This window comes from Proteus terrae subsp. cibarius (assembly GCF_011045835.1).
GTDB lineage: Bacteria > Pseudomonadota > Gammaproteobacteria > Enterobacterales > Enterobacteriaceae > Proteus > Proteus cibarius.
This window is the reverse complement of record NZ_CP047349.1, coordinates 3,020,130-3,038,277: the sequence shown is the minus strand read 5'-3', so window position 1 is coordinate 3,038,277 and position 18,148 is coordinate 3,020,130. Positions and strand designations below refer to the sequence as shown.

Genomic DNA, 18,148 nt, shown 5'->3' with positions numbered 1-18,148 from the left:
AGGAAGAGTATTGCAATGAGTGAGAATCATACTCTGCAAATCGAAGAAATTTTAGATTTACTTCCACACCGTTACCCATTCTTATTGGTTGATCGTGTCCTTGATTTTGAAGAAAAGAAATTTCTAAGAGCAGTAAAAAATGTATCTTTTAATGAGCCTTTCTTTCAAGGTCACTTTCCAGGAAAACCAATTTTCCCTGGCGTACTGATCCTCGAAGCCATGGCGCAGGCAACGGGTATTTTAGCATTCAAAAGCGTAGGAAAGCTGGAACCTGGTGAACTCTACTATTTTGCTGCTATTGACGGTGCTCGCTTTAAACGTCCTGTCTTACCTGGGGATCAAATGATCCTAGAAGTAGAATTCATTAAAGAACGTCGTGGTGTTGCTCGCTTTAAAGGCGTCGCTAAAGTTGATGGGGAAATTGCTTGCGAAGCTGAAATGATGTGTGCTCGCCGCCGTGAGGTCTAGCCTATGATAGATAAATCCGCAGTAATTCACCCTTCCTCAATTATTGAAGAGGGTGCGGTAATTGGTGCTAATGTTCACATTGGCCCTTTTTGTGTTATTGGTGCAAATGTTGAGATTGGTGAAGGTACTGACATCAAATCTCATGTTGTTATCAATGGGCACACACGCATTGGCCGAGATAATCAGATTTATCAATTCGCTTCTATCGGAGAAGTGAATCAAGATCTGAAATATCGTGGTGAACCAACGCAAGTCATTATTGGTGATCGAAACCTTATTCGTGAAAGTGTGACTATCCACCGTGGAACAACCCAAGGTGGCAACATCACGAAAATTGGTAATGATAACTTACTGATGATTAATACCCACGTCGCACATGATTGTATCATTGGTGATCGTTGTATTATTGCAAATAACGGCACACTGGGCGGTCATGTCACTTTAGGTGATTTTGTGATTATCGGTGGTATGAGTGCAGTTCATCAGTTTTGTCAAATTGGCTCGCATGTGATGGTCGGTGGATGTTCAGGTGTGGCGCAAGATGTTCCTCCTTTTGTTATTGCACAAGGAAACCACGCAACCCCTTATGGGCTGAATATTGAAGGGTTAAAGCGCAGAGGCTTTGCTAAAGAAGATCTTCATGCAATCCGTAATGCTTATAAAGTGCTCTATCGTAATGGTAAAACACTGGAAGAAGCGCGTGAAGAAATTGGACAATTGGTTGCTGATAATAATAATCCGCATGTCAAATTGTTCAGTGATTTTCTGGAAAACTCAGCAAAATCTAACCGCGGTATCATTCGCTAATTAGGATATGACCTTGTCAGGCCAATTATCTACTACTCAGCGTCCGTTAGTTATCGGCTTAGTTGCTGGTGAAACGTCCGGTGATATCTTGGGCGCGGGATTAATCCGCGCTCTAAAACAAATGCATCCCAATGTTCGCTTTGTCGGTGTTGCTGGGCCTCTTATGCAAGCTGAAGGTTGTGAAGCTTGGTATGAGATGGAAGAGCTTGCCGTCATGGGGATCGTTGAAGTTCTTGAACGATTACCTCGCTTATTAAAGATCAGAAAAGACCTCACTCAACGATTCTCAGAATTAAAGCCTGATGTTTTCGTGGGGATCGACGCACCTGATTTTAATATCACCCTTGAAGGTCGTTTAAAGCAAAAAGGGATCAAGACTATTCATTATGTCAGTCCATCTGTATGGGCTTGGCGTCAAAAACGTGTTTTCAAAATTGGTAAAGCGACAAATCTCGTCTTAGCTTTTTTGCCTTTTGAAAAAGCGTTTTATGATAAGTATCAGGTTCCTTGTCGTTTTATTGGTCACACAATGGCTGATGCCATTGCCTTAAATCCAGACAAAAAGGCTGCTCGTGAACACCTAGGGATATCTGAAGAAATCCCTTGTTTAGCACTTCTTCCCGGTAGCCGTCATGCTGAAGTTGAGATGCTAAGTGCTGATTTTATAAAAACAGCACAGTTACTAAAACAGCAAATTCCCTCTCTTCATATTGTTGTGCCATTAGTTAATGCTAAGCGACGAGCCCAATTTGAACAGATACATCAAAATGTGGCGCCAGAACTTGAGATACAACTTCTTGATGGACAAGCAAGGGAAGCAATGACTGCGAGTGATGCAACTTTGTTAGCATCAGGTACAGCCGCATTAGAATGTATGCTAACAAAATGCCCAATGGTTGTTGGTTATCGTATGAAACCATTTACTTTCTGGTTAGCAAAACGATTAGTTAAAACGCCTTATGTTTCGTTACCTAACTTGTTAGCTGGTCGAGAAGTTATCAAAGAATTATTGCAAGAAGAGTGCGAACCTTCGGCATTAGCACAACAGCTTTTACCCCTTTTAACCGATGAAGAAAAAGTACGTCAATTAAAAGAGATATTTTTACAGCTACATAGCGCCATTCGTTGCAATGCGGATGAGCAAGCAGCAAATGCAGTATTAGAATTGGTAGAGAAATAATGGAATTTGTATATCCAAAAGCAAATCTTATTGCTGGAGTTGATGAAGTTGGTCGAGGCCCATTAGTGGGTGCAGTGGTTACCGCTGCCGTTATTCTTGATCCAGCAAATCCAATTAAAGGGTTAACAGACTCCAAAAAGCTAACAGAAAAAAAGCGTAATGCTCTTTATGACGAAATAAAAGAAAAAGCATTATGCTGGGCGATAGGCCGTGCAGAGCCTGAAGAAATTGATGAATTAAATATTCTTTGGGCAACCATGAAAGCAATGGAACGAGCTGTTGCAGGATTATCAATAACACCTGATATGGTCTTAATTGATGGTAACCGTTGCCCTAAATTACCGATGGCCTCTCAAGCGGTTATAAAAGGTGATAGTTTAGTTCAAGAAATTAGTGCAGCTTCTATACTTGCTAAAGTGACTCGTGATAGAGAAATGGAAGAGTTAGATAAGCTTTATCCTGATTATGGTTTTGCTAAACATAAAGGGTATCCAACTGTTTTCCATATGGAAAAACTAGCCTTATTAGGGGCAACACCCTATCATCGAAAAAGTTTTGCGCCTGTAAAACGTGCTTTAAATTTAAAGTAATCCACAGAGTAATTAAACACTATGGCAGATCCTCGTTTTATCCATCTTAGGGTACACAGCGATTATTCAATGATCGATGGATTGGCAAAAACAGGGCCTCTTGTGAAGAAAGTGGCTTCGCTAGGAATGCCTGCTTTTGCGATTACTGATTTCACTAACTTGTGTGGGCTAGTGAAATTCTATGGTGCTGCACATGGTGCAGGCATTAAGCCTATCATTGGTGCTGATGTTTACCTTGAAACAGAATTATTAGGTGATGAATATGCTCATCTCACTATTCTTGCACGCAATAATATAGGGTATCAAAACCTAACTTTATTGATTTCTGAAGCTTACAAACACGGTTACGGCGCTGTTGGACCGACGATTAAACAAGAGTGGTTAACAACCTATAAAGAAGGGCTCTTGTTACTTTCAGGCGGTAGAATGGGGGATGTGGGTAAGTTCCTACTTCGTGGTAATCGAGCTTTAGTCGATCAATGCCTTGAGTATTATCAAACTCATTTTCCTGATAGTTATTATCTAGAACTGATCCGTACAGGTCGTACTGATGAGGAAACTTATCTTCATGAAGCCGTTGCACTGGCTTCTGAAAAAGGTTTGCCTGTTGTTGCAACCAATGATGTCTGTTTTCTTGATAGTGATGACTTTGATGCACACGAAATTCGTGTCGCTATTCATGATGGATTTACGTTATCTGATCCTAAGCGCCCTAAGAATTATAGTCCTCAGCAATATATGCGCACAGAAGAAGAAATGTGTGAATTATTTGCTGATATACCTGAAGCATTAGAAAACAGTGTTGAAATCGCTAAACGCTGTAATGTCACGATCCGCTTAGGGGAATACTTCCTTCCACAATTCCCAACAGGGGATATGAGTACAGAAGATTTCCTCGTCAAAAAATCACAAGAAGGTTTGGAAGAGCGTTTAGCTTTTTTATTTCCAGATCCCGAAGAGCGACAAAAAAGACGTCCTGAATATGATGAACGCCTTGATATCGAGCTGAAAGTGATTAACCAGATGGGATTCCCAGGTTACTTCCTTATCGTGATGGAGTTTATTCAGTGGTCTAAAGATAATGGTGTTCCTGTTGGTCCTGGACGAGGTTCAGGTGCCGGTTCACTAGTGGCGTACTCACTGAAAATCACGGATCTCGATCCTCTTGAGTTTGACTTGCTTTTCGAACGATTCCTTAACCCTGAACGTGTTTCAATGCCTGACTTTGACGTCGATTTCTGTATGGAAAAACGCGATAGAGTTATCGATCACGTTGCTGAAATGTACGGTCGAGATGCAGTATCTCAGATCATTACATTTGGTACGATGGCGGCGAAAGCTGTTATTCGTGATGTTGGTCGCGTTTTAGGGCACCCTTACGGTTTTGTTGATAGAATTTCAAAACTTGTTCCTCCTGATCCGGGTATGACGCTGGAGAAAGCATTTGCTGCCGAGCCTCAATTACCTGAAATTTATGAAGCCGATGAAGAGGTTAAATCTCTTATTGATATGGCTCGTAAATTAGAAGGGGTAACACGTAATGCAGGTAAACATGCTGGTGGTGTTGTTATTTCACCAACAAAAATTACTGATTTTGCACCACTTTATTGTGATGCAGAGGGAAATAACCCCGTTACACAATTTGATAAGAACGACGTTGAATATGCCGGTCTTGTTAAATTTGACTTCTTAGGTTTAAGAACACTAACCATTATTAACTGGGCATTAGAGATGATTAATGCCCGACGTGCTAAAAAGTCACTCGAACCTGTTGATATTTCAGCGATCCCATTAACGGATCAGCGCAGCTTTGATATGTTGCAGCGTTCAGAAACAACTGCGGTATTCCAGCTGGAATCTCGTGGTATGAAAGATCTTATCAAACGTCTACGTCCTGACTGCTTTGAAGATATGATTGCACTTGTTGCTCTATTTCGTCCAGGGCCATTGCAGTCAGGCATGGTAGATAACTTTATCGACCGTAAACATGGTGTTGAAGAGATTTCATACCCTGATGTTAAGTGGCAACATGAAAGCTTACAGCCCGTTCTAGAACCAACCTATGGTGTTATCCTATACCAAGAACAAGTTATGCAAATTGCACAGGTTCTTGCGGGATATACGCTAGGTGGCGCGGATATGTTACGACGCGCAATGGGTAAGAAAAAACCTGAAGAGATGGCAAAGCAACGCTCTGTTTTTGAAGAAGGTGCTATCAAAAACGGCGTCGATGGTGAGCTTGCTATGAAGATCTTTGACTTGGTGGAGAAATTCGCCGGTTATGGATTTAATAAATCACACTCAGCAGCATATGCATTAGTTTCTTATCAAACATTATGGCTAAAAGCCCACTATCCAGCTGAATTTATGGCTGCTGTAATGACGGCAGATATGGATAATACTGAAAAAGTGGTGGGATTGGTTGATGAATGTTGGAGAATGGGCTTAAAGGTTCTTCCTCCTGATATTAATAGTGGCCTTTATCATTTCCACGTAAATGATGAAGGCGAAATCGTTTATGGTATTGGTGCCATTAAAGGTGTGGGTGAAGGCCCAATTGAAGCAATTGTAGAAGCGCGCCAGCAAGGTGGTCACTTTAAAGATATTTTTGATCTCTGTGCTAGAACAGAAACGAAAAAATTGAATCGCCGAGTGATGGAAAAACTGATAATGTCAGGCGCATTCGATAAGCTGGGGCCCCATCGTGCTGCTTTGATGTCTTCATTAGAAGATGCATTAAAAGCCGCAGACCAACACGCCAAAGCTGAAGCAATAGGGCAATCGGACATGTTCGGTGTGTTAGCTGAAGCTCCTGAACAAGTTGAACGTTCTTATGCCAATATACCTAAATGGCCAGACCAAGTCGTTTTAGAAGGTGAGCGTGAGACTTTAGGTTTATATTTAACGGGTCATCCGATCACACGTTATTTAAAAGAAATTGAACGATATGCAGCAGGAACGCGTCTAAAGGATTTAGTACCAACACCACGCGGTCAAATGGTGAAGGTAGCAGGCTTAGTGCTCGCTTCTAAAGTGTTTACAACGAAACGTGGAAATCGGATCGGTGTCTGTACCTTAGATGATCGTTCAGGTCGCTTAGAAATTATGTTATTTTCTGATGCATTGGATAAATACCAACATTTATTAGAACAAGACAAGATTTTAATTGCCACTGGGCAGGTCAGCTTTGATGATTTCAATGGTGGGCTTAAAATGACGGTCCGCGAACTTATGGATATCAACGAAGCCCGTGAAAAATACGCACGAGGACTTGCTATCTCATTATCGGACAGGCAAATTAATGAGCAATTATTAAATCGTCTTCGCGGCGTTTTAGAACCTCATCGTTCAGGCACGATACCGGTTCACCTTTATTTTGAAAAGCATGATGCCTGCGCACGTTTACGATTTGGTGCGACTTGGCGTGTAACGCCAACAGATATGCTTTTAACGGATCTGCGAACTCTGCTGGGTAATGAGCAGGTAGAATTAGAATTTGACTAAAATAGGAATGTTATGAGTCTTAATTTTCTGGATTTTGAACAGCCAATTGCCGAGTTAGAAGCGAAAATTGATTCGCTAACCGCAGTTAGCCAACATGATGAAAAAATTGATATTAATATCGATGAAGAAGTTTCACGCTTAAGAGAAAAAAGCCTAGAGCTAACGCGTAAGATTTTTTCTGATCTTGGTGCATGGCAAGTTGCACAACTTGCACGTCATCCATTAAGACCTTACACACTGGATTATATTCATCGTATCTTTACTGACTTCCAAGAATTAGCAGGCGATCGTGCTTATGCTGATGATAAAGCTATTGTTGGTGGTATCGCGCGTTTAGACGGTCGCCCTGTTATGGTTATTGGGCACCAGAAAGGACGTGAAACAAAAGAGAAAATCCGCCGTAACTTTGGTATGCCAGCGCCGGAAGGTTATCGTAAAGCACTTCGTTTAATGGAAATGGCGCAACGTTTTAATCTTCCTATTATCACCTTTATTGATACTCCGGGTGCTTATCCGGGAGTGGGTGCAGAAGAGCGTGGCCAATCAGAAGCAATCGCACGTAACTTACGTGAAATGTCACGCTTTGGTGTGCCAATCATCTGTACTGTTATTGGTGAAGGTGGTTCTGGTGGTGCGTTAGCCATTGGTGTTGGCGACAAAGTGAATATGCTGCAATACAGCACTTATTCTGTTATTTCACCAGAAGGTTGTGCATCTATCCTTTGGAAAAGTGCAGATAAAGCTCCTCTAGCTGCAGAAGCAATGGGTATTACTGCAAACCGTTTAAAAGAGCTTAAGCTAATTGATACGGTTATTCCTGAGCCTTTAGGTGGCGCACATCGTCATCATGATGAAATTGCAGCGTCTTTAAAAGCACAAATTAAATCTGATTTAGAAGAGTTAGATACATTTGACTCAGAAGAGCTAACAAACCGTCGTTACCAACGTTTAATGGAATACGGTTACTGCTGATAGCATGGTGCTATTCAAAAATAAAAGAGAGCCTCATGTTGACGACATGAGGTTTTTTTTATCCATATAACTATCTCTTTCCAAGACAATAAATCCAAGTGATATTAACTATAATATATTATATATCAATATGTTAAGTTGATCTCAAAAACAATATTAATTCACTTTTTTACTAAAAGAATAATTAGTCATATCTATTATTTTATAGAGTCATTTACTTCTTTTATGAGGAAAAAGCGATGATATCGTTTAATGGTCAAGTTGGAATTATTACAGGCGGTAATAGTGGTATTGGTTTGGCTTCTGCGGAAAAGTTTTTATCCTTAGGGGCATCAGTTGTTATCACTGGCAGTAATTTAGAACGAGGCAAAAAAGCAGAAAAATATCTAAAAAAGAAAGGATTTTTAGGTGAATTTATACAAATGGATGTGAAAAGTGAAAAAGAAAACGAACAACTTATTGATTATGTCGTAAACAAATATGGGCGATTGGATTTTATCTTTGCTAATGCCGGAGTTTTAACCGATAACATCGCAGATAAATTAGAGTATGAAAAATGGAAAGGGGTATTAGATGTTAATCTTAATGGACTCTTTCTGATTAATCGTGCAGCAATTCAATATTGGCTGAAAAACCAACTATCAGGTGCGATTGTTAATTGCAGTTCGATTTGTTCCTTTGTTGGTCAACATGAATTTCCTGCCTATTGCGCATCAAAAGGCGGTGTTAAATTACTGACACAAACACTTGCTATTGATTATGCAAGCAAAGGTATTCGTGTTAATGCAGTTTGTCCGGGATATATTGATACACCTTTATTAGATGGTCGTGAACTTGATAAGCAAAAGTTAGCGAGACTGCATCCTATTGGTCGCCTCGGTACACCAGAAGAGGTAGCTAATGTTGTGGTATTTTTAGCTAGTGATGCAGCCTCCTTTGTTACTGGCGCCTCTTATTTAGTAGATGGCGGTTTTACTGCTTAATGGTGTTTTTTAATATAAAGCAGAATAATCATTATTCTGCTGATTTTTATTTATCTCTTACTTCTATTCTTTACTGTCTTTTTTGTTTAAACGCTTTATTATCAAAAATACGATTTTAACAATAAATTAACTATTTTGGTTTTTATATGGCATTCTCAATTACCACAAGATCCTTTATCTATGCATTATTATGTGTATTGATTTGGAGTTTTATTCCCGTTATTTCTCGTATAGGGCAAGCTTCTTTAGATAGTTTTCAATTTTTATTTTGGTCCAATATTTTCTCAATGATTGCAGTTATTCTCACTGCACTTTTTATGAAGAAAACGCCAACACAATTATTTAATTTATCTAAATCGATCTATTGGAAAGTGTTTATTCTTGGGGGGTTAGATTGTCTATTCTATTTATTGCTCTATTACGGTTACATATTAGAGAATGGCATTGCGGTATTAGTAATACAGTATAGTTGGCCATTATTAATTATTGGATTATCGGTTATTTTACTGAAAGATAGGCTGACTTTAGGACAAATCATTGGGGTTATTTTAGGTTTTATTGCCGTTATTATCACCTTCACTAAAGGAAACATCACAGCAATTGCTGTCGATAATCCTCAAGCCTTATTACTCGTCTTTGCTGGAGCCTTTTGTTTTGCATTAATGTCTGTGCTTTCCAAACAATTCTCACTTGATGCTTATATGAGCACGGTATGGTTATTTATTTTTTCAACATTGGTTTCATTGATTCTAATGTTGATGCTTAGTGAGTTTAAATTACCAGATAGTTCATCTTGGCTTCCTGTTGTTTTAAATGGTGTATTAATCAACGGTGTCTCTTATATTTTATGGTTTAAAGCCATGAACAGTGGTGAGTCGACCAAAATAGCTTCCGTTGTTTTTCTTTCGCCTGTGCTTTCAATGATTTGGTTAGTCGTTATATTTCACGATCCTTTTGTTATTGCTTATGCAGTAGGACTAGGTTTGGTATTAATTGCAGGGATACTTTGTATTCGTGCAAAATCAGGTAGAAAAGCTTAACATAATCATCTGAATTAACTGATAAATGACGATACGATGAAACAGGAATACGGCTTACTCCTTAGAGAAATCAAACAACAAATTGATCCTTACACTAAAATATTGGTGGGTTTTAGTGGTGGAGTAGATTCCACAGTTTTATTACAAGGGCTTGTACGTTTACGTGATGAATTCCAATTACCTTTAGAATTAACGGCTATCTATATTCATCATGGATTAAACATCAAAGCGGATAACTGGCTTGCTCATTGTGAACAATGTTGTCAGCAATGGCATGTCGATTTTATCAGTGAAAAAGTAAATGTAGATCCTAAAGAAGGTGGTCTTGAAAATGGTGCAAGAGAGGCGCGTTACCAAGCTTTTCGTCGATATTTGCAGCCACAACAAGTGTTAGTGACAGCTCAACATCAAGATGATCAAGCAGAGACCTTTTTACTGGCTTTAAAGCGAGGTAGCGGTCCTGCTGGGCTTTCTTCAATGCCAGTAAAAATGGTATTTGAAAATAGCTATTTACTTCGACCATTACTCAATATTACACGTGAGCAAATTGAATCTTATGCTACTGAACAAGGGTTAGATTGGATAGAAGACGATAGTAATCAAGATGACCGTTATGATCGCAATTTTTTACGGTTGCGTGTTATGCCTTTATTGACTCAACGATGGCCTCACTTTTCACAAGCGGTTACTCGAAGTGCGGCATTGTGTGGAGAACAAGAAGCACTACTAGATGAACTATTAGATTCTGAGCTTAATGCTTTAATGGACAGTGAGCACAGTTTAGATATCAATCAACTGACTCATTGTAGTGTTATCAAGCGAAATGCTTTATTGAGGCGCTGGTTTGCTAAACACAATAAGACCATGCCATCAAGACAACAAATCTTACGATTATGGCAAGAGGTTGCTTTAGCAAAAGAAGATGCCGAGCCTAGATTACAATTTTATCAAGATGAAGTTAGACGCTATAAACAGCGCCTTTATCTCGTTCCAATTATCCAAGACCCGATTCATCATGTTATTGAGTGGTCGCTCACTGAGCCTTTGTGTTTACCTAATGGATTAGGAGCATTATCACTCATAGCTGAAACAGGAAAAAACACCGTTAGAGCGCCTTTTAGTGATGAAAAAGTCACAGTGCGTTTTGGTTTAACACAAACATCTTTGCGTATTGTAGGGCGAGAGCACGCTCGACATAGTAAAAAGATTTGGCAAGAGCTTGAAGTTGCGCCTTGGCGTAGAACTAGAATTCCTTTGATTTATTATAATGATACGTTAATTGCAGCTATTAATACTTTTGTTACTTCTGAGGGAAAAGCAACATCAGAACACGCTATTACTATTGAGTGGCAAGAGGCTCATGAATGAACAACCGCCAGTTGGCGGTTGTTCTTTATTCGGTTATTCCGATTTTATAACAATAGTCCCAAGTTCGGGATTTGAAAAGCTGGCAATGATATCCAGCCTTAAGTCTTTAGAACCTTCAGATGTTTTGACTTTTAAGTATTCAACCTTCTTGCTTAAGAAAAGGTCATCCGCAATGCCTTCAATAAGCTCACCATCATGTAGTTCAATATGGAGCGCTAAACCACGCTGGCATGCTAACTCCAGATACTCATAATCATCACAGTTAATTGGTTGATATTCTGTATTTGTTGACATATTCCCTCACCACTCGTTCGTGGCGGTGTTGCCGCCAGTGAATAATTCAGAATAAAATCATTATGCTGTTATTCGATGTGAGCACAATAGTTATTATAATAATTTTCTGAAATAGTTCTTTATTCGAAGTGATTTGAGAAATAATTAACAATTATGGGTGCATTTATCTTAAAGCTTGTTTTATTACCCCCTTTTATTTTAAAAAATGTTAGAATCATATTGAGAATGATTTATTAAAAAGTACCCAGAATGTAGGGAGTCGATGATGGGGAAAAAACTTTTATTTGCAGCTGTTGCTGCTGGGTTATTTGTACTGTCAGGTTGCCAAAATAATATTGGCTTATCACTTGATGGAAAAATTGTAGACCAAACTTATAACAGTATTCTGCCGTGTGCCGATTGCTCTGGTATCGACACAACAATTCTTGTTAATCAAGATGGCTCTTATGTTATGGAGCAAAGCTATCAAGGTTCACCTGATGATAAACGTAGTTTCTTTGAATCAGGAACATGGGTATTAGGTAAAGATAAGCTGACGTTGACTAATAGCTATGGTGAGAAAAGCTATTACTTACCTCGTGAAGATAAATTAGTCATGCTTGATATTGATGGCAACGTGATTAATTCAGAGCTGAATTATACCTTGGCTAAGGTTCAGCCTAAACAGCTTGCCGGTGAGTTTACTTATTTCGCCGATGCGGGAACATTTAAAGACTGCCAATCAGGGCGTGTTTACGCAGCCAGTGGCATTGAATTGGAAAAAGGCTATTTCTCAATGGGGGTTGATGGTGGAACACCGGTTTACCTCGAAGTTAATGGTTATTACAGTATTCGTCCCTCAATGGAAGATGGTAAATATGACAGAGCGTTAGTGGTTACTGATGAAAAACCTCGTTTTAATCGCCATGGCTCTTGCGGAAACCATCGTGGTGGCAGAAGCTAAGTTTTAGTCTCTATTTCTTCCTAATAAAAAACCCGCTGATGCGGGTTTTTTGTTTTATCAATCAAGCCCCTTAAAGATTAGGGGACTAATAATTAAGCGAGTTGCTCTTTAATAAAGGCAACAACATCGTCAACATTGACTAGTGATTTATCATCACTACGACGCGCTTTATATTCGATTTGATTGTTGTCTAGATTACGATCACCAATCACGATAGTGTGTGGAATACCGATAAGTTCCATATCAGCAAACATTACACCCGGACGCTCTTTACGGTCATCAAACAGAACATCAATACCTTGAGCACGCAATTCGTCATAAAGTCTGTCAGCAACTTCTTTAACACGATAAGAACGATGCATATTCATTGGCAAAATAGCTACTTGGAATGGTGCAATCGCATCTGGCCAAATAATACCGCGAGCATCATGATTTTGTTCAATAGCAGCAGCAACAATACGAGTTACACCGATACCATAACAACCCATAGTAACAATTTGGTTATGACCTTCTTCGTTTTGTACCGTTGCTTTTAATGCTTCTGAGTATTTTGTGCCAAGTTGGAAAATATGACCAACTTCAATACCACGTTTGATCAGTAATGTTCCTTTACCGTCTGGGCTTGGATCGCCTTCAACAACATTACGGATATCAGCAATTTCAGCAACAGGCAGGTCACGCTCCCAGTTGATACCAAAATAGTGTTTACCATCAACGTTTGCACCAGCACCAAAATCACTCATTACAGAGACAGAACGATCCATAATAACAGGTAGTGGCAGATTAACTGGGCCTAATGAACCTGGACCTGCATTTACAGCTTGGCGAATTTCAGCTTCAGTAGCGAAAGTTAGAGGAGCCGCAACGATAGTGCATTTTTCTGCTTTAACTTCATTAAGCTCGTGGTCGCCACGAACTAATAATGCAACTAATGGGTGACCACTTTCTTTCGTACCATGAACAATCAGTGTCTTAACTGTTTTTTCAATTGGTAGATTGAACTGTTCAACTAATTCAGCAATTGTTTTAGCGTTTGGTGTATCTACTAAACGTAATTCTTCAGTTGCAGCTGCACGTGGCGTTGCAGGCATTACTGCTTCGGCTAATTCGATATTGGCAGCATAGTCAGAGCCGGTAGAGAAGACGATATCATCTTCACCGCTGTCAGCTAAAACTTGGAATTCATGAGAGGCGTTACCACCAATAGAGCCTGTATCTGCAAGTACTGGACGGAAATCTAAACCAATACGTGAGAAAATTTTGCTGTAGGCTTCATACATTCTGTCATAAGTCTCTTGTAAAGACTCTTGAGAGATATGGAAAGAGTAAGCATCTTTCATGATAAATTCGCGAGAGCGCATAACACCAAAACGAGGGCGTACTTCGTCGCGGAATTTAGTTTGAATTTGATATAAATTCAGTGGAAGTTGTTTGTAAGAGGTAATTTCATTACGAACAATATCAGTAACAACTTCTTCGTGGGTTGGGCCTAAAACAAATGGGCGCTCGCCTCTGTCTGAAAAACGCAGTAATTCAGGGCCATACTGTTCCCAACGACCACTTTCTAGCCATAAGTCAGCGGGTTGAACAACGGGCATTGAAATCTCAAGAGATCCTGCGTTGTCCATCTCTTCACGAACAATTTTTTCAATTTTTCTTAGAACACGAACCCCTGTCGGCATCCAATCATAAAGACCAGAAGCGAGTTTGCGGATCATGCCTGCGCGAAGCATAAGTTGATGGCTGACAATTTCTGCATCAGCAGGTGTCTCTTTTAAAGTAGAGAGCAAATAGTGGCTAGTACGCATTATTAGGTTCCATTAGAACAAAAATACTTAGGCTGACTGTCACGCCAGTCTACATCAATATAATTAGAGAAAGACTTTAGTCTACCAGTGACTTAGGTCTGCCAAAAGGGGCAAAGCATTTTTTTCAATCTGATTTGTCTAAAGACATGAGAATGACTCTCAGATTAGACTATTCATAATAGCAATATCAATGAAGATAGTAGCAAGTTACCGCGGTTCTATACTAAGAACAAGTGTCTGTTGTCCATCGACTTGCCAGCGAACATTAAATTCGAGTAAGTGTACCGCATAAATTCTATCACTTTGTTCGCCCTTTTTATAAGCAGGACGAGGATCTTGCTGTAATACTTGGGTAATAAAACGTGAAAGGTGAGGGTACTCATTGGCATAGTGTTGCAGTTGTTCTGATGCAACTTGTGAAAAGAAAACGGGCATTTCGTTACTAGGTGCTTCTTGTGCAAACCCTGCAATCGCATTTGGGCGCGATTCTGCAAACGGTAAATAAGGTTTGATATCAAGAATAGGAGTGCCATCCACTAAATCAAGGCTACCCAATTCTAAAATAACAGACTGGTTGTCCGTGTTTACTTTTTTCAATTCAACTAATGACATGCCAATTGGGTTGGGGCGAAAGGTTGAGCGAGTTGCAAATACACCAATTTTGGCGTTTCCACCTAATCTAGGGGGACGAACGAGAGGATGCCAACCTTGTTGTGCTGTTTGATGAAAAACAAAGATCAACCAAAGATGACTAAATTGCTCTAAGCCTCGAACTACATCAGGGTGATTATAAGGTGTATGTAGAATAAGTTGACCGCCGCCATCCTGGATCAATCCAGGTTGGCGTGGAACGGCAAATTTTTCTTTATAAGGGCTTGAGATATGCCCTATAGGATTCATTTGGTAGGTGTTCATTTGGTAATGAGTAATGCTGTGCCTTCACAAATAGCGGATTGATAGCAACCTAAGCCTGTGACAATTTGGCATTCATGCAATAAAACGGCATTCGCATTTTTGTAAGCCGCTTTTGCTGCCATACTTTTTTTAGCAATAGGTAAACTTGCTGGTGGATCTTGCAATGTTTGACGACAAGATTCACCAGCGACGATACCGAGATCTTTAAAAGGAGCACCTAAAAGGTCTTCTGTTTTTTCAACAATACGCACCGAAGGTAAAGTCTGTGATCTTGGTTTTGGTGGCTGTCCGGGTTTATTTAAACGCATATCCGTAAATTTAGACTGATCAACATCAGATGATTTTTGCATTGAACAGCCTGTCATAAACAGCGCCATGATGCCAATAAGTAGCAAGCGCATGTGCATGGGTAATATCCTCTTTATTATTGTCTATACAAAAATTAAACGGCACTAATTTAATGCAAATTAGCCAAGTAAAAAAGAGAAAGGCGAACAAATGTCCGCCTTTTTTATAATTAAGCTAAATTTTAACGTATTACCAGCCTTTTACAGCACCGCCGTTAAAGATTTTATTTGCAGCACTATCTACTTCATCAGTTTGGTAGGCTTGGATAAACTTCTTCACATTTTCACTGTCTTTATTATCTTCGCGAGCAACAATGATATTTACATATGGAGAGTCTTTATCTTCAACAAAAATACCGTCTTTTGCTGGTGTTAAGTTTACTTGGCTAGCATAAGTTGTATTGATTACAGCTAAATAGATTTTTTGATCATCTAATGAACGTGGTAATTGAGGCGCTTCTAATTCTACTAATTTTAGATTTTTAGGATTTTCAATAATATCTAAAGAAGTTGGTAATAAACCCACACCATCTTTTAATTTAATTAATCCTACTTTTTCTAATAACAGCAGTGAACGGCCTAAATTAGTTGGATCGTTAGGGATAGCGACTTGAGCACCATCAGGTAAATCGGCTAAATCAGTAATTTTTTTAGAATAACCTGCAATAGGATAAATAAATGTATTTCCTACAGCTGTAATTTTGAAATTACGATCTTTAATTTGCTGATCTAAATAAGGTTTGTGCTGGAATGCATTAAGATCGATATCACCGCGACTCAATGATTCATTCGGCATTACGAAGTCATTGAAAGTAACGAGTTCTACATCAAGACCGTATTTATCTTTAGCAACTTGTTTTGCTACTTCGGCAACTTGTTGCTCAGAACCAGAAATAACACCAACACGAATATGGTTTGGATCTTTTTCTTTTTCACCACAACCAGCTAATGCTAATGCGCCAACTAAAGCACTTACGACTGCGAGCGATTTAAATTTTAATGACATACATTTACCCTTATTTGATCCGTTAACTAAAAGGTTTCGATTTAATAATTGAAACCTTTAATTTAATTATTTATGTGTTGTCAGCTTCACTAAGCGATCGCCGAAAAACTGAATGATAAAAACAAGAATAACGAGTAGAACAATCACAATATTCATTACAGTTGCATTATAGCCAACGTAACCATATTGATAGCCTATTTGACCTAAACCACCTGCACCAACGGCACCACCCATTGCTGAGTAACCTACTAATGTAATCAGTGTAATAGTTGCAGCGTTAATCAAGCCTGGTAAAGATTCTGGTAATAAAATTTTCTTAATAATTTGCATTGGTGTTGCACCCATAGAACGAGATGCTTCAATTAATCCTTGTGGGATTTCCAATAGCGTATTTTCGACCATACGAGCAATAAAAGGTGCTGCTGCAACAGTTAATGGCACGATAGCTGCTTGTAAGCCAATAGATGTTCCTACAACCAAACGAGTAAAAGGGATCATCCATACAAGTAAGATAATAAAAGGGATAGCCCTAAAAATATTCACAAGTGCTGAGATAACACGATAGGCAGGTGGGTTTGCCATAATTTGTTCAGGACGTGTGACATAAAGTAAAACACCAAGTGGTAGCCCGATAACAAAACCAAAGAAGCCTGAAACGAAGGTCATGACTAAGGTTTCCCAGATCCCACTAATTAATAAATAAACCATTCCTTCAGACATAACCGAGAACCTCTACTTTCACATGATGCTCTTCTAAAAATGCAATCGACTTTTCAGTATTACCATTCTTACCGTGTAATTCAGCTAACATCACGCCAAACTTCACTCCACCGGCATAGTCCATTTGTGAACTTAAGATATTAATATCTGCGTCAAAACGACGTGCAACGATGGACATTAATGGTGCATCAACTGATTGACCATTAAATTCAAGTTTCAATAATGGGAATAAACCTTCTTCCCACTCTGGTTTCATTCGTTCTTTGTAATCTTCAGGAATATCTAATTGTAGTGTTGATTGGATAAACGCCTGAGAAACTGGTGTTTTTGGATGAGAGAAAACTTCACTCACGGCATCACTTTCAACTAATTCACCACCACTTATTACTGCAACTTGATCACAAATGCGTTTTACAACATCCATTTCATGAGTAATTAATAAAATGGTGAGGCCTAAACGACGGTTAATGTCTTTTAATAATGCTAAAATAGAGCGTGTTGTAGCTGGATCAAGCGCGCTAGTTGCTTCATCACACAATAAAACATTTGGTGAATTTGCTAGTGCGCGTGCAATTGCAACACGTTGCTTTTGTCCGCCAGATAAATTTGCTGGGTAATACTCTTTTTTATCTGACAAACCGACTAATTCAAGTAATTCATTAACACGCTTATTAATTTCAGCACGAGGCGTATTATCAAGTTCTAAGGGTAGCGCTACATTATCAAACACTGTACGAGAAGACAGTAAGTTGAAATGTTGGAAAATCATGCCAATACCACGACGTGCTTTTGTTAACTCTTTATCAGATAACTTTGTTAGATCACGACCATCAACAAGCACTTCACCTGAAGTTGGTTTTTCTAACATATTCACACAACGTATAAGTGTACTTTTACCCGCTCCTGACGATCCGATAACACCAAAAATCTGCCCTTGAGGCACATGCAGGTTAATGTTTGATAGCGCTTGTATAGAACGCTCTCCCTGCTTAAACACTTTGTTTATATTCGTCAGTTTAATCATGTTTTTCTTTATATAAGTAGATATGGGACATAAAGACTATTCTGCCCGAGTTAAAATAGATGTTAAGGCGTCTAGATGGCTAAGTCAATAAAAAAGAGTTGAAGAGTAATAAAGAAAGAAAGCCGTGGATATCATTCTCTATATAAGAAAAAACATGCGATACTAATAAAAATTTCTAA

The 18,148-nt window shown here is 39.1% G+C and carries 17 protein-coding genes; 10 read left to right on the top strand and 7 right to left on the bottom strand.

What is annotated here, in order from left to right; genetic code table 11:
• Positions 1–15: 15 nt before the first annotated feature.
• The 9 genes from fabZ to tilS all read left to right on the top strand — a co-directional run bounded on the left by fabZ (position 16) and on the right by tilS (position 10,912).
• Complete coding sequence (gene fabZ / locus GTH25_RS14025) at positions 16–468, top strand: 3-hydroxyacyl-ACP dehydratase FabZ (RefSeq protein ID WP_006535887.1); 453 nt, start codon at positions 16–18, stop codon at positions 466–468.
• Positions 469–471: 3 nt separating this feature from the next.
• Complete coding sequence (gene lpxA, locus GTH25_RS14020) at positions 472–1,275, top strand: acyl-ACP--UDP-N-acetylglucosamine O-acyltransferase (protein WP_075671690.1); 804 nt, start codon at positions 472–474, stop codon at positions 1,273–1,275.
• 7 nt (positions 1,276–1,282) lie between these two features.
• On the top strand, positions 1,283–2,455 hold the full coding sequence (gene lpxB / locus GTH25_RS14015) for a lipid-A-disaccharide synthase (protein ID WP_075671688.1): 1,173 nt from the start codon (positions 1,283–1,285) through the stop codon (positions 2,453–2,455).
• Positions 2,455–3,045, top strand: coding sequence for a ribonuclease HII (gene rnhB / locus GTH25_RS14010; RefSeq protein WP_075671686.1), 591 nt, complete (start codon positions 2,455–2,457; stop codon positions 3,043–3,045). Before lpxB ends, rnhB begins: the two co-directional genes overlap by 1 nt.
• 21 nt (positions 3,046–3,066) lie before the next feature.
• Entirely contained in the window at positions 3,067–6,549 is a 3,483-nt protein-coding gene (gene dnaE / locus GTH25_RS14005) for a DNA polymerase III subunit alpha (RefSeq protein ID WP_075671684.1), read from the top strand.
• 12 nt (positions 6,550–6,561) lie between these two features.
• On the top strand, positions 6,562–7,521 hold the full coding sequence (gene accA, locus GTH25_RS14000) for an acetyl-CoA carboxylase carboxyl transferase subunit alpha (protein WP_075671682.1): 960 nt from the start codon (positions 6,562–6,564) through the stop codon (positions 7,519–7,521).
• A 239-nt stretch (positions 7,522–7,760) separates the two neighbouring features.
• Positions 7,761–8,504, top strand: a complete 744-nt coding sequence (locus tag GTH25_RS13995) for an SDR family NAD(P)-dependent oxidoreductase (RefSeq protein WP_075671680.1) — start codon at positions 7,761–7,763, stop codon at positions 8,502–8,504.
• 146 nt (positions 8,505–8,650) lie between these two features.
• A complete protein-coding gene (locus GTH25_RS13990; protein ID WP_075671678.1) occupies positions 8,651–9,544 on the top strand; it encodes a DMT family transporter in 894 nt (297 codons plus the stop codon).
• A gap of 36 nt (positions 9,545–9,580) precedes the next feature.
• Complete coding sequence (tilS, locus tag GTH25_RS13985) at positions 9,581–10,912, top strand: tRNA lysidine(34) synthetase TilS (RefSeq protein ID WP_159241775.1); 1,332 nt, start codon at positions 9,581–9,583, stop codon at positions 10,910–10,912.
• 33 nt (positions 10,913–10,945) lie between these two features.
• Here tilS and rof read toward each other — a convergent pair whose 3' ends face one another.
• Positions 10,946–11,206 carry a Rho-binding antiterminator gene (rof, locus tag GTH25_RS13980; RefSeq protein WP_075671674.1) on the bottom strand — a complete coding sequence of 87 codons (261 nt, stop codon included), beginning with the start codon at positions 11,204–11,206 and terminating at the stop codon, positions 10,946–10,948.
• A 262-nt stretch (positions 11,207–11,468) separates the two neighbouring features.
• Between rof and nlpE the strand changes: the two genes are divergently transcribed.
• The gene (nlpE, locus tag GTH25_RS13975) at positions 11,469–12,149 is read left to right on the top strand and encodes an envelope stress response activation lipoprotein NlpE (RefSeq protein ID WP_164530679.1); all 681 of its coding nucleotides are present in this window, start codon (positions 11,469–11,471) and stop codon (positions 12,147–12,149) included.
• A 92-nt stretch (positions 12,150–12,241) separates the two neighbouring features.
• Here the strand turns inward: nlpE and proS are convergent, their stop codons facing one another.
• The 6 genes from proS to metN form a co-directional block, all read right to left on the bottom strand.
• On the bottom strand, positions 12,242–13,957 hold the full coding sequence (gene proS / locus GTH25_RS13970) for a proline--tRNA ligase (protein ID WP_075671670.1): 1,716 nt from the start codon (positions 13,955–13,957) through the stop codon (positions 12,242–12,244).
• A 207-nt stretch (positions 13,958–14,164) separates the two neighbouring features.
• Positions 14,165–14,872 carry a tRNA (N6-threonylcarbamoyladenosine(37)-N6)-methyltransferase TrmO gene (gene tsaA / locus GTH25_RS13965; protein WP_075671668.1) on the bottom strand — a complete coding sequence of 236 codons (708 nt, stop codon included), beginning with the start codon at positions 14,870–14,872 and terminating at the stop codon, positions 14,165–14,167.
• On the bottom strand, positions 14,869–15,279 hold the full coding sequence (gene rcsF, locus GTH25_RS13960; RefSeq protein WP_083629073.1) for an Rcs stress response system protein RcsF: 411 nt from the start codon (positions 15,277–15,279) through the stop codon (positions 14,869–14,871). The genes tsaA and rcsF overlap by 4 nt, the downstream gene beginning before the upstream one ends.
• Positions 15,280–15,409: 130 nt before the next feature.
• Complete coding sequence (locus GTH25_RS13955) at positions 15,410–16,225, bottom strand: MetQ/NlpA family lipoprotein (RefSeq protein WP_075671666.1); 816 nt, start codon at positions 16,223–16,225, stop codon at positions 15,410–15,412.
• Between the two features lie 66 nt (positions 16,226–16,291).
• On the bottom strand, positions 16,292–16,945 hold the full coding sequence (locus GTH25_RS13950) for a methionine ABC transporter permease MetI (RefSeq protein WP_023582692.1): 654 nt from the start codon (positions 16,943–16,945) through the stop codon (positions 16,292–16,294).
• Positions 16,938–17,969: a methionine ABC transporter ATP-binding protein MetN gene (gene metN / locus GTH25_RS13945; RefSeq protein ID WP_075671664.1), complete on the bottom strand. Its 1,032-nt coding sequence runs from the start codon at positions 17,967–17,969 to the stop codon at positions 16,938–16,940. The genes GTH25_RS13950 and metN overlap by 8 nt, the downstream gene beginning before the upstream one ends.
• Positions 17,970–18,148: the final 179 nt, after the last annotated feature.

Excerpts from the sequence above, each read along its gene's own strand:
- GTH25_RS13995 (WP_075671680.1), top strand. The coding sequence starts at position 7,761 with ATGATATCGTTTAATGGTCAAGTTGGAATTATTACAGGCGGTAATAGT.
- metN (WP_075671664.1), bottom strand. The coding sequence starts at position 17,969 with ATGATTAAACTGACGAATATAAACAAAGTGTTTAAGCAGGGAGAGCGT.
- rof (WP_075671674.1), bottom strand. The coding sequence starts at position 11,206 with ATGTCAACAAATACAGAATATCAACCAATTAACTGTGATGATTATGAG.
- dnaE (WP_075671684.1), top strand. The coding sequence starts at position 3,067 with ATGGCAGATCCTCGTTTTATCCATCTTAGGGTACACAGCGATTATTCA.
- lpxB (WP_075671688.1), top strand. The coding sequence starts at position 1,283 with ATGACCTTGTCAGGCCAATTATCTACTACTCAGCGTCCGTTAGTTATC.
- GTH25_RS13990 (WP_075671678.1), top strand. The coding sequence starts at position 8,651 with ATGGCATTCTCAATTACCACAAGATCCTTTATCTATGCATTATTATGT.
- GTH25_RS13955 (WP_075671666.1), bottom strand. The coding sequence starts at position 16,225 with ATGTCATTAAAATTTAAATCGCTCGCAGTCGTAAGTGCTTTAGTTGGC.
- lpxA (WP_075671690.1), top strand. The coding sequence starts at position 472 with ATGATAGATAAATCCGCAGTAATTCACCCTTCCTCAATTATTGAAGAG.
- accA (WP_075671682.1), top strand. The coding sequence starts at position 6,562 with ATGAGTCTTAATTTTCTGGATTTTGAACAGCCAATTGCCGAGTTAGAA.
- rnhB (WP_075671686.1), top strand. The coding sequence starts at position 2,455 with ATGGAATTTGTATATCCAAAAGCAAATCTTATTGCTGGAGTTGATGAA.
- tsaA (WP_075671668.1), bottom strand. The coding sequence starts at position 14,872 with ATGAACACCTACCAAATGAATCCTATAGGGCATATCTCAAGCCCTTAT.
- tilS (WP_159241775.1), top strand. The coding sequence starts at position 9,581 with ATGAAACAGGAATACGGCTTACTCCTTAGAGAAATCAAACAACAAATT.
- proS (WP_075671670.1), bottom strand. The coding sequence starts at position 13,957 with ATGCGTACTAGCCACTATTTGCTCTCTACTTTAAAAGAGACACCTGCT.
- nlpE (WP_164530679.1), top strand. The coding sequence starts at position 11,469 with ATGATGGGGAAAAAACTTTTATTTGCAGCTGTTGCTGCTGGGTTATTT.
- fabZ (WP_006535887.1), top strand. The coding sequence starts at position 16 with ATGAGTGAGAATCATACTCTGCAAATCGAAGAAATTTTAGATTTACTT.
- GTH25_RS13950 (WP_023582692.1), bottom strand. The coding sequence starts at position 16,945 with ATGTCTGAAGGAATGGTTTATTTATTAATTAGTGGGATCTGGGAAACC.
- rcsF (WP_083629073.1), bottom strand. The coding sequence starts at position 15,279 with ATGCACATGCGCTTGCTACTTATTGGCATCATGGCGCTGTTTATGACA.